Source organism: Desulfovibrio litoralis DSM 11393, assembly GCF_900143255.1.
GTDB lineage: Bacteria > Desulfobacterota > Desulfovibrionia > Desulfovibrionales > Desulfovibrionaceae > Frigididesulfovibrio_A > Frigididesulfovibrio_A litoralis.
The window spans coordinates 57,062-68,428 of sequence record NZ_FRDI01000009.1 but is presented as its reverse complement, the minus strand read 5'-3'; the positions used below and the strand labels follow the sequence as shown (position 1 = coordinate 68,428).

Sequence of the window (11,367 nt, the reverse complement as noted above, 5' to 3'; positions counted from 1 at the left end):
TATCTGAGTAAAAATTTAGTTTTTAATAATAAGATTTTTAATTAAACATGTCTTTTGGATTAATTATAATTTTCAAAATTAAAAGGCAAGGCACATTGCAGGTTTTTTTCTTGATTTTGCTCAAGAAGGTTGGTCTGAGTTTCCAAATTTTGTCTTAGAGCTTGCGGAGTTTGTTCGGCTTTATAAACCGAACGCTCCAAACTCTTTAAATATTTGCTCCAACCCGTCTCTGTTTCGGGAATAGTATTTAATGCGGTTTTTACTTGATCCATTTTTGCATCAATATTATCGGCATAATGCAAAATCAAGGCTTCGGCTGTTTGCGGCAATTTTGGAGCACCAAATTCGTAATAACCGTGGTGGCTTAAAATTAAGTGTTTTAAATGTAATGCCAAGGCTGTTTCCAGACCAGATTTTTTTAGAAATGGTTCAAGTTTTTCTATAATAATCTGAATATGCCCTATTAATAAGCCTTCGTCGGTATACTCATTGCTTAACCCACCGCTCATTTCCCACATTTTCCCAAGATCGTGGCAAATAGCCCCCGCCAACAAAATTTGCTTATCAAGTTGAGGATATTGTTCGCTGATTTTTAAACATAATTTAGTAACAGACAAGGTATGTTCAAGTAATCCTCCGGCAAAAGCGTGGTGCATACTTTTGGCTGCCGGGGCTGTTTTTAAAAGCCGTGTAATTTCTTCGTCTTTTAAAATTAAAAGCAGGAATTTTTTTAAAGGTTTATGATAACAATAAGTTTTGCATAATTCTTTTAGCTCTGTCAACATTAGTTCAGGATCTTGAGTCGAACTTTCGATAAAGTCAGCTAAATTTATTTGAGCTGTTTCCTCTTCGGATAAAAAAGCCAAAGCTTCAATATTTAAGTCGATCTTATCTCTGTAAGTAGTCGATTTTGCTTTTATTTCAACGATTTGTCCAACAGGCAACTCGCTAAACGCTGAACTGAGCGGACTCCATATTTTCCCTTCGATACTACCTGTTGCATCTTTTAACTCTATACGCCAATACATGCCGTTTTTGGCTTGTGCCTGTTCTGCTTTAGAAAGCAAGAATATACTGAAAATATCTTCATTTGCTTTGATTTCATTAATATATTTTTTTTCAGTTGTAAGAGGCATATCTACTCCGCAAAAATAAAAAAGTATCATAAACGTTGTCAGTTTATAATACTTTTTTGATTATGAAAATATAAAAATTATTCAATATTTAGATCAATAGGTTTGGGAAGAGTCGGGTTTAAAAGCAATTCGGCGGCCGTATAAGTTTGGCGTTTATTTTTTTCAGGCTCTATAACAAACAAAGTTCCCGGGTTAAGCTGATAAAAAGATTGGTAATCAGTGGCACTCGGCGTAACGATATTGCCGTTTGCGTCTACCATTAAGGCGGCTCTTATTTCAAGTTCTTTTTCGCTAACCGTACGAGCCAAGGCACCTTGTAAAGCGGAAAGAGTCAGCTCTTTTTGAGCATTTTCCACATTACAGCCAATATAAATATTGCCCGTAGCCGTTAAGACGGCGGCACCCATATTCTTGTTGGAAAATGGAGCATAAGCGGCAAGACTCGCCTCTTTGGCTTTATCAATCAAGGCTTTTATTTCTATTTCATTTAGCTCTTGAACAAACCAACGACGATAAAGTTGGTTATATTCGCCACTTTTAACTACTTCGTCCATTCTATCGTTGACAAACTTTAAAAGATCGGGGCGTTCTTTTGAAATGGCAAAACGCATATCAGTAAAACCAAAAGGCGTTGAAACCGTTGTTACCGCCGTTATATTTAATTTTCGCAACATAAAATATGTGCTTTCTCGAGGGCCGCAATAAGCGGCAACATCGTCATTGGCAAGAGCAAACAAGGCGTCGGATTTTGTTGGATAAAGCTTAATGTTTATTCCGCCAAAATCTTCAAGCAGGCGTTGTTGATAAGAGCCTTTTTCAACCGCAACCGGCTGACCTCTTAAAAATGTTAGATTTGGAATTCGGTTATAAACCTTAGTAAAGGCGACTATACTTGTTCTAAAAGTTGGTTCTTTTGAAAAATAAAATAATTTGGCTCGTTCTTTGGTTTCAACCATGCCTGAGGTAATTTGTATTTTCCCTTCGGCGAGTTCCAATTGAACCATATTCCAATTTAAGGGGCGATAAAAAAGTTTTGCCCTATCTTTAAATAAAAGTTCGAGTAGCTCTACTTCAAAACCCGTTGCTTTTCCACCCGGATTTTCAAAAGAAAAAGGAGGAAACTCACGGTCAAAACCATAAACAACACGAGGTAAACCCCCGAGCTTGCTGGCTCCCGCTTGTCCTTGCAAGGTTGTAATTTGGGGTGCGGTTTGAGCAGACAAGAAATTAGGCAAGGAAAAAAAGAACGATACAAGACTTAAAAGTAAGATACTTGTTTTTAGATAAAACGGCAAATAACTATTTTTATACATAAAACCTCTCATAACCGTGGTCGTAGCTTTAAAAAACTATTTAATATACAGAGGAATGTTGGTAAACACTTCTCGTGTAAAGGTAATCATTTTATCCATAATCCAAGGAAAGCTAAAAAGCAGAGCCAAAAAGATACAAATAATTTTGGGAATAAACGTTAAAGTCATCTCTTGTATTTGGGTCGCCGCTTGGAAAATACTAACAATAAGCCCAACGATAAGACCTATTCCCAACATAGGCAGAGAAATTATCAAGGCGAGTTCTATAGATTGCCTGCCAAAACCAATAACAAAATCTTGAGTCATTATTGACCTCTTTTTTAAATAAAAAACAAAGTCATAAAATAAAGCTGTTTACCAGCGAACCAACCAACAAGTTCCAACCGTCGACCATAACAAAAAGTAAAAGTTTAAACGGCATGGAAACCATCATCGGCGGCAACATCATCATACCCATAGCTAAAAGGACACTCGAAACAACCATATCTAAAATTAAAAACGGTATATAAATCAAAAATCCGATAGTAAAACCTGTTTTTAACTCACTAATAACAAAGGCAGCAGCCAACATTAACGTTGGTACTTCATTTTTGTTTTTTGGATTTTCCATTTTGCTTATTGCATAAAAAACAGCCAAGTCGTCTTCGCGAGTCTGTTTAAACATAAAATCTCTAAGCGGAGCTTCGGCTTTTGGAAGGGCCTCGGCAAAGCTGAGTCGCTCTTCAAGATATGGCTGAAGAGCTTCGTTGTTTATTCTTTTGCCAACCGGCAACATAATCACGAAAGTCATAAAAATCGCAAGACTGGCTAAAACTTGGTTTGGTGGAAGTGTTTGCGTTCCAAGAGCTTGGCGAACAAAGTGAAATACGATAATTATGCGTGTAAAACTAGTAACCGTCATAACAATCGCAGGAGCAAGCGACAATACAGTTAAAGCAAACAAAATTTCCAAAGACATGGAAACCTTTTCAGGTTCTGTAGCATCACCCGCCATAAAAAGCTTTAGCATATCAGACGGAGCCGCCAAGGCATTGGAATTTAAGATTAAACAGACAAAACTTGAAACAAGAAAACACATTAAAAGATGCACTTTATGTATTTTGATCAGCTGGTACAGCGAATTTAATTTTAGCCTGTATAATTTCATTGTAATATTCTTTATATTTATCGTTTTGATGGGTTTAATTAATGATAATATAAAACAATCTTTTAGTCTATTGTGTTAACTATTATTTATATCTCAAGATTATTTGCGGTTTGCTTTTTCTTACTTGTATTTTGTTTTGGAGTTTCATCAAGATCGCCATAAACTTCACCAAGCATGTTGATATTTGTATCACTAAGTCCAATTAAAAACATCTGTTCTTTTGCACGAAGCAAAACAATATTCTTTTTTGGACCAACGCTAATACTTTCAATTAGTTCAAGGTTGCTTGCTTTATTTTTGTAAGCCTTAAACTTGCCTACTCCGTATCTTTTAACAAACCAAAGACAAAGCAAAAGAACCGTTAAAAGAAAAAAAACAGCCCCTATTCCCTTTAAATAAGCACCCCATGTAAAAGTTAAGTCAGTGGCGTTATTGCTTGGGTCTTGGGTTTTTGTTTTAATCTGAGCTTGGGTTTGAGCTTGAACTTGAGGTTGAATATTCTGGGCTTGAGAGGCCGGTTGAGAATAAGCGTTATTTTGGTTATATTCCCCATTTTGTTGAGAGGAATAAGTTGTATTCGAGCCAACTTGATTTTGGGAATAATTTTGTTTCAAATTGCTTGGTTCAATATAATTAGGTTGGGCTTGGGTTAAATAAATATTTTCCGCAAGCACGGGCGAAGAAAAAAGCACGGATAAAAACGTCGCACACAAAAAACAACTAAGATTATATTTAAACAGGTTTGTCATATTTTATATCGCAATCTTGTTAAAAAAAATGTTTAACCGCAACGGCGGTTGTTTAAAATAAATTGTTCAGACAGTCAGTTATCTGAATCAGCCTGAACAATACAACTAATTTAATTTAGATTCAACCATTAAAGAATGCTTCGCTTGCCACTATTCAGCTTTAAATAAAAAGCCAACTAGTACGCTTTTTTAAAAGAAAAAAACATCGAGGCAAACCCACGTTTATTATCCAAGTTGCTTTACTCTTTCCATAGGGCTGATAATATCGGTTAGGCGAACGCCAAACTTTTCGTTAATAACAACGGCTTCGCCTCTGGCGACCAATTTGCTGTTAACATATATTTCCAAAGGTTCACCTGCAAGTTTATTTAGCTCAACCACAGAACCTTGACCAAGTTGTAAAAGTTCATTGATTAATAAACGAGTACGCCCAAGTTCAGCAGAAACATCAAGCGGAATATCCAAGATAAAATCTAACTCACGCCTGCCGCTTTCGGCTTTAGGGGAACGCGCTTCTTCGGTTAAGTCTTTAAAAACGGCATCAGAAGCTGATGCGGCTAAGTTTTGTTTTACCTTTTCTTCTTTAATGACTTCCTGCTCGTCGGTTGCCAGAGCCGCCGCCCATTCGGCCGCTAATTTGTCATTTTCTTCTTCGCTATTTTCTCCGGCTTTGGCGTCTGCTTCTGCAGCGAGGGCAAAAGGATCTAATTCTTCATTTTCTGCCATGAGCTTCTCCTATATAATCAGGGTGGTTATTTTTGGGTTATTATTGCCGTTTTATAAAATTTAACAGCCTTAAAAGTATCTTTGTCAATAATATTAAAGAGTCTTAAGGCTACTGAATAATAAATTCGGTAAAGTAGACATCTTTTACTTTTGAGCCACCTAAAACAAGGTTAACTCTTTCTACTATTTCACTTTTTAATAAAACTTTACTCTCAGGCATGGCAAGATCAGCATAAGACTTGCTCGACAAGAGCATGTTAATGGTGTCTTTAATGCGTGGCATAAGTCTGGTTATATCGTCTTTTACGCCGGAACCGACAACATCAATGTCCATACTAAGTTTAATAAAACGTCTTCCTACCGGGTCTTGAAGGTTAACAACAAAGGTAGGCAAGGTAACTATTGAGGTTTCAAGAGTGTTTGCATTTTTATTGTCTTTAGCTTCACCGGTACTGCCGGTACTGCCACCTGGGGCATGTCCGCCTTCGGTTGCAACGCTTTCCGTTTTATTGATAATCGGCAATAAAAATTTCCAAGCGGCAAAGCCACCGCCACCAAGTAGGGCCAATATTACCAAAATTATAATAATAAACTTGCCTTTACCTGATTTTTTTTCTTTTTCATTTTCAGCCATCTTACGCTCCTTACCTATATGATTTGGTATTTTATTCAGTAATTATCAAAAGTATTAAGTATACTAAACAATAAAACGCTATTTAACAATCATATTTTTTATGTTTTTAAAGGCTAGGTATAGCGTCCTAACCATTGTGTTGTTTTTAATAAAACTTCAACTCTATTGTTTTTAATTTTGTTATCGGAACCATCGTTAGGGAACAAGGGTCTGTCCGCTCCGTATCCGCTAACAGAAAAACGAGCCGGTCTATGCCCCTTAAGCAAAAAATGTTCCAAAACAGATAAAGCACGAAAACCAGACAGCTCAAAACTGTTAACATTAGGGTAGGTTGTATTGTCCGTATGTCCTGATATATTCACGTCTGCGGTAGAAAAGTTAAGTACGTCGGAAACCGTATTTAAAACCTCTCTTGCAACGGGTGTAAGGGTATAAGAACCATCTTCAAAAACCAACCTGTCTGTCAAGGCTATGACAATTCCTTCGGGGTGTTGTAAAATTTCTATATCGTTCAGGGCTTCTTTTCTGTTGATAGTAGGAGGAAGATTTACATCAGGCAAAAGTAAATCTTTCAGCTTGTCTTTGTTTTTCATAATAGTTTCAGGGTCTTCAAGAATCTCTTTAACAACCTTAATACGTGTGCTTGGAGTTGCTCCGCCTGCGGCTCCGATTTGCTGCATACCAGGGGGAGCAAGGCTTATCCGAGAGATAATCTCGTGATCCATACTCGACATACTAAGAAGTAAAACGAAAAAAGTTAAGAGTAAAGTAACTAAATCTGAAAAGGTAACAAGCCACGCATCACTGGCTTGAGAGTCTGCTCTCTTTTTTTTTCTTGCCATTTATTTCGTGCCTCGCATATTTTGATCGCCAAGGCTTTGATCAATATTTTTCTGAGGTTGAGGTGGCATAGTCAGTTTAAATTCAAAATCTTTAAAGCTGAAATTTTCAGGAACGGGAGTATCTGTTGTCAAACTAGTCATTTTCTTTGCCCATTCCAAATTGCGTTTATCAAGAACAATATCTACACGACGGTTTTTTTGACGCTCAAAAGCTCTATGCATATCATATCTTGGTCTATATTTTCCAAAAGCTTCCATTTGTAGCATATTTGAGGGAACACCTTTTGACACAAAAAAACGATAAACGCTTTGTACTCTTTTTAAAGACAATAGCCAAGTCGGGCTTAATTCCACAGAGTTTTTTTCATCTTCAAAACTGGTTCCAAATTCATCGCGCATCCCCGCACTATGCCCTGCCAACAATAAAGGGTAGTCGACCGACATAAGATAAACGGCAAGACGCGAAAGAAGAGCTTTTCCTTTAGGGCTTAACTCCGTTTCACCTTGACGAAATAATACATCGTTTTGAATAGAGAGAATTTGTACGTTTTTGTTTTCTTGAAAGTCAAGCTCTAGGTCTTCTTCCAATATTTTGTTTTTAATCTCTTCCATATCTTTTAAATCGTTCATCACCCCCGGAGCTTTTTCCAGTACTTTATTTTCTTTGCTTACAGGTGTTGTTGGACTGTGAAATTCATTTGGGGAAAAAGTTGCAGACAGCGAACCGAAAACTTCACGTTTGCGCTTTGAATCTATCGTTGACATACTCACCAAAACAACAAAAAAAGTTAAAAGCAGGGTCATGACATCGGAATATGTCATAATCCACCTTGGCAAGCCTTGTTCTTCCGGTTTTTTCTTTTTGAGTGGCATATTGTTATTATCTAAAGTTTAATTTAATAAAAAGGTTTTAGTTGTACGGTTTGAGTTGAAACATAAAAGCGATGAGTTATTTTTCTTCTCTAAGCTGTTGAGACTGGAAGCTACTTAATTTTTCTGCAAGTACACGAGGGTTTTCACCGCGTGAAATAGCTAAAACGCCTTCCATCTGCATCTCCATAATCAAAATCTCTTCTCGAGAGCGGTGTTTCAACTTTCCAACCATGGGTAAAAAAACAAGGTTTGCCAAAACAGCCCCATAAAAGGTTGTGATCAAGGCAACCGCCATCGCCGGACCTATTTTACTCGGGTCGTCCATTTTCGTTAACATCTGAACAAGACCGATAACCGTTCCGATCATACCAAGAGCGGGAGCATATGATGCCATTGCGTTCAAAAGATCTATACCTACGTTATGGCGACTTTCAGTGTTGTTTATTTCGCTTTCGAGTATTTGTTGAATACCAACCGGATCAAGTCCATCAACGGCAAGTTGCATACCCTTTCTTAAATAAGGATTATCAATACTTTTTATTGAAGCTTCAAGCGATAAAATCCCTTCTCTTCTCGCTTTATTGGCAAAGTCGGTAAATTGGCTAACAACAGCGGAAACCGGAACTGTTTCTGCGGTTAAAACTTTTTTGATAACCTTACCTAAAGTCAATACGGTATTCAGCGGATAGTGAGTTAAGGTCGCTCCCAGTGTACCGCCAAAAACAATCAGAGCAGAGGGAGGATCGATAAAGGTCGAGAGATCACTGCCTGACATCATACCCATTGTTACTAAAGAAAATGAAAGGGCTAAGCCTAAAATTGTTGCTAAATCCATATATACACTCCGCTTTACTGTTTTGTGTTTTTAGTTCGTTCACCGAAAAGAGCGGTTCCTATTCTAACAAAAGTTGCACCCTCTTCAACTGCAACCTCAAGGTCGTTTGACATTCCCATTGAAAGTTCGGGCAAATCAATACCAAGCTGTACGCTCAACCTTTCTTTTAATTCCCTTAACAATATAAAGTGTTCCCTGCTCTCTTCCGGATTATCGGCAAAAGGAGGCAAGCACATTAAGCCTTTTATTGAAATTGAGTTAAATTTTTGTATAGAATCAGCCAAAGATGGTAATTGTTCAGGGAAAACACCGTTTTTTTGCACTTCTTTTCCCGTATTGATTTGAAGCAATATATTTTGAGGTGGAAGCATAATTCCGTTATCTAACTTTTTCTGCCATTCTTTATCTAAGGCTTGAGCCAAATTTAAAGAGTCTATAGTATGTAACAATTCAAAATTACCCAAAACTTCTTTGGCTTTTTTGCTTTGAATATGTCCTGTAAAATGCCATTTTATACCAAACAAGGCTCTAAGTTCTTCTTGCTTTTCCCTTGCTTCTTGCAGGTAATTTTCACCAAATAAACTTTGACCGGCATGAAAAAGTGTTTCTATATAATCCGTGGCGTGAAATTTTGAAATCGCCACAAGCTTAACCTCGCCCTCTTCTCTTCCGCTTTTTAAGACAGATTTTGCGATACGTTCTTTTACGTTTTTCAGATTATTAATTAAGATACTTCGTTGAGTATCAGGGATAACGTTTTGGGTCGCCACTTTAAAAGTCCTTTTAATTTCGCTTTTGACCTTAAAATAATAAATTTATATCAAAGCTTATCTTGCTTATCGTTCACTATATATATAAAGTTTATAGTTGTTTGAAAATAAAATATTTTTTATGTTAAATAAAATCAATATTTAGTTAAGAGGTAGTTCAACACGAATGATAAGCCCTTTTCCATCGTTATCCAAGGCTTTAATATAGCCTTTATGGTCATTAATAATTGAACGCACTATCGTTAGCCCAAGCCCGGTTCCGCTTTTTTTCATTGAAAAATATGGCTCAAAAATACGTTCTTGTTCTTCGGGGCTTATTCCGCTTCCGTTATCGATAAAGTCTATGTTGAGTGTGTAATTTTGTTTGTTTTGAGTACAGATTATTTTTATTTCCGGATTTTCCGCATTATCAAGAGCGTCAACAGCGTTTTGTATAATATTGATAAACGCCCTTTGAATCGCATCGGCATCAAGATAAAGATGGGGCATTGTTTCAGGATATTCACAAATAAATTTAATATGTTGGTGGCTATTTTTAAAAAGAGTAACCGTATCGTTTAAAATAGGAATAAGGTCAGTCTCTTTTAAAACAACCTCAGGAACTTTGGCAAAAGCAGAAAACTCTTGCACCATGCTTTGCATATTTTCAACCTGTCTGACTATCACGCCGGTACATTGTGCAAAAGCCGGGTCGTTAATCTCTCTACCAAATTTACGTTGCAAACGTTCAGCAGAAAGCTTGATCGGAGTAAGCGGATTTTTTATTTCATGGGCGACGCGTTTGGCAACCTCACGCCACGCCTCCATTCTTTGCATACGTTCAAGTTCGGCTATATCTTCAAAAACAATAACAATACCTGAATCTTGATTGTTTTTTTCTTTTAAACTATCGGCACTAATCAATAAACGCTGATTTTTATCTCCTATATGCAGAGTAACTTGTTTTTTCCACGAGCGATTTTTTCGGCTCAAATAAGTTTGAATGGTTTTAATGGTTTTTATTTCTTCCTCAGATAAAAATTCGTGAATATAATGTCCGATAAATTCTTTTTCCGAAAGTTTAAAAAGATCTAAGGCAACTTTGTTTGCCGTAGTAACTTTGCCTTCGTGATTTAACGAAATAACCCCGGAAGCGATATTATCTAAGACCGTCGTGATATATTGACTGTGTTGTTCAAGGGCAAGGGCTTGTTCTTTTAATTTTGTTTGGTTTAGTTCTAAATCTCCGCCCATTTTATTAAAAGAATGAATTAACGAGCCTAACTCGTCATGATATGTTTCGGTGATACGCACCGAAAGATCGCCTTTTGAAATACGCTCGGTTGCGTCTACCAAAAGCTGAACCGGCGAGGTTAAACTTTGAGCGATTTTAAAAGCTATCCACATAGCTCCCAAAATAATCAACATTGAAACAATTCCAAGCGAAAGATACAACATCCACTTTAAAGGAAGTTTATGTTTTTTCAAACGTTTATACTCTTTAACTCCGCTTGAAATCTGTTCTAGTTTTTCTTTAAAACCAAAGCCCAAATTTTCACCAAACACCAATAAATGTTGGTTACTGCGTTTTAATATACCTACGCTAAAATCTTTATTATTATCACTGATGACAAGAGAATAAAAGCCACGGTCGTTTAAAGCCTCTTGCCCAACAGAGTTTAAAGCAGTTTCGGCTATTTTTTCAAAGCGATTTTCACCACTCCAAAACATCAAATTGTTTTTTTGAGAATATTCGGCGATAAAAGAAAGATGAAGTTGTGTTTTTTGAGTTTCAAGAATCTGATTTATGAGTTCGGCTCTATTGTCTGTACTTGTTTCGTTTGAATTAGTTGCTTCTGTGGTTGTAAGAGGTAGTTGAACATCTATAAGCTGAGCTGATTTTTCCAGACGCTCGTCAAGTTTTTGAAAGATAATTTGCCCTACTTCAAGGGCTGAGTTAATCGATTGTTCCACCTGTTCCTGAAACCAAAAATCAACGGAAATTTGTACAAACTTTGTACTGATTAAAAACATTAAGGCACAAGGAATAATCGTCAGCCCCATAAAGGTTCCGACAAGCTTTGTCTTTAGATTACTGCCTAAAACTTTATTGCGTTTTTCCAACAACAGTTTAATTCCGTTTCGTATAACAACAAAAAGGATTAATAAAACAATAACCAGATTTACGTTAAACAAAGCAAGAAAAATAAAAGAGTCTATTCCAAAATATTGGACTTGAAGCATAGCAACAACGGGAATCATCAAAAAAATCAAGAGCGATGCCGCTATAGTTCGCATGATCCGTTTCTTTTTTAAAGCTTCTTCGCTCTGTTTATTAAGCTCTTGTGTCATAAGTAATTCCT

The 11,367-nt window shown here is 36.7% G+C and carries 12 protein-coding genes; all 12 read right to left on the bottom strand.

Annotation, left to right across the window (positions count from 1 at the left end):
* Positions 1 to 59: 59 nt before the first annotated feature.
* The 12 genes from BT999_RS09185 to BT999_RS09130 all read right to left on the bottom strand — a co-directional run bounded on the left by BT999_RS09185 (position 60) and on the right by BT999_RS09130 (position 11,356).
* Positions 60 to 1,136, bottom strand: coding sequence for a 3'-5' exoribonuclease YhaM family protein (locus BT999_RS09185; protein ID WP_072697493.1), 1,077 nt, complete (start codon positions 1,134 to 1,136; stop codon positions 60 to 62).
* Positions 1,137 to 1,213: 77 nt separating this feature from the next.
* Positions 1,214 to 2,449, bottom strand: coding sequence for a transporter substrate-binding domain-containing protein (locus tag BT999_RS09180; RefSeq protein ID WP_072697492.1), 1,236 nt, complete (start codon positions 2,447 to 2,449; stop codon positions 1,214 to 1,216).
* A gap of 36 nt (positions 2,450 to 2,485) precedes the next feature.
* Positions 2,486 to 2,755, bottom strand: coding sequence for a flagellar biosynthesis protein FliQ (gene fliQ, locus BT999_RS09175; RefSeq protein ID WP_072697491.1), 270 nt, complete (start codon positions 2,753 to 2,755; stop codon positions 2,486 to 2,488).
* A 31-nt stretch (positions 2,756 to 2,786) separates the two neighbouring features.
* A complete protein-coding gene (fliP, locus tag BT999_RS09170; protein ID WP_072697517.1) occupies positions 2,787 to 3,458 on the bottom strand; it encodes a flagellar type III secretion system pore protein FliP in 672 nt (223 codons plus the stop codon).
* A gap of 224 nt (positions 3,459 to 3,682) precedes the next feature.
* Positions 3,683 to 4,345 (bottom strand): flagellar biosynthetic protein FliO, encoded by a 663-nt coding sequence (gene fliO / locus BT999_RS09165; protein ID WP_072697490.1) that lies wholly within the window; start codon positions 4,343 to 4,345, stop codon positions 3,683 to 3,685.
* A 225-nt stretch (positions 4,346 to 4,570) separates the two neighbouring features.
* Positions 4,571 to 5,071 carry a flagellar motor switch protein FliN gene (gene fliN, locus BT999_RS09160; RefSeq protein WP_072697489.1) on the bottom strand — a complete coding sequence of 167 codons (501 nt, stop codon included), beginning with the start codon at positions 5,069 to 5,071 and terminating at the stop codon, positions 4,571 to 4,573.
* A 109-nt stretch (positions 5,072 to 5,180) separates the two neighbouring features.
* Positions 5,181 to 5,705, bottom strand: coding sequence for a flagellar basal body-associated FliL family protein (locus BT999_RS09155; protein WP_072697488.1), 525 nt, complete (start codon positions 5,703 to 5,705; stop codon positions 5,181 to 5,183).
* Positions 5,706 to 5,818: 113 nt separating this feature from the next.
* Complete coding sequence (locus tag BT999_RS09150; RefSeq protein WP_072697487.1) at positions 5,819 to 6,547, bottom strand: OmpA/MotB family protein; 729 nt, start codon at positions 6,545 to 6,547, stop codon at positions 5,819 to 5,821.
* Positions 6,548 to 7,420: an OmpA/MotB family protein gene (locus BT999_RS09145; RefSeq protein WP_072697486.1), complete on the bottom strand. Its 873-nt coding sequence runs from the start codon at positions 7,418 to 7,420 to the stop codon at positions 6,548 to 6,550.
* A gap of 76 nt (positions 7,421 to 7,496) precedes the next feature.
* The gene (locus tag BT999_RS09140) at positions 7,497 to 8,255 is read right to left on the bottom strand and encodes a motility protein A (protein WP_072697485.1); all 759 of its coding nucleotides are present in this window, start codon (positions 8,253 to 8,255) and stop codon (positions 7,497 to 7,499) included.
* Between the two features lie 14 nt (positions 8,256 to 8,269).
* Positions 8,270 to 9,025, bottom strand: coding sequence for a YggS family pyridoxal phosphate-dependent enzyme (locus BT999_RS09135; RefSeq protein WP_245791003.1), 756 nt, complete (start codon positions 9,023 to 9,025; stop codon positions 8,270 to 8,272).
* 141 nt (positions 9,026 to 9,166) lie between these two features.
* Entirely contained in the window at positions 9,167 to 11,356 is a 2,190-nt protein-coding gene (locus BT999_RS09130) for a sensor histidine kinase (RefSeq protein ID WP_072697484.1), read from the bottom strand.
* Positions 11,357 to 11,367: the final 11 nt, after the last annotated feature.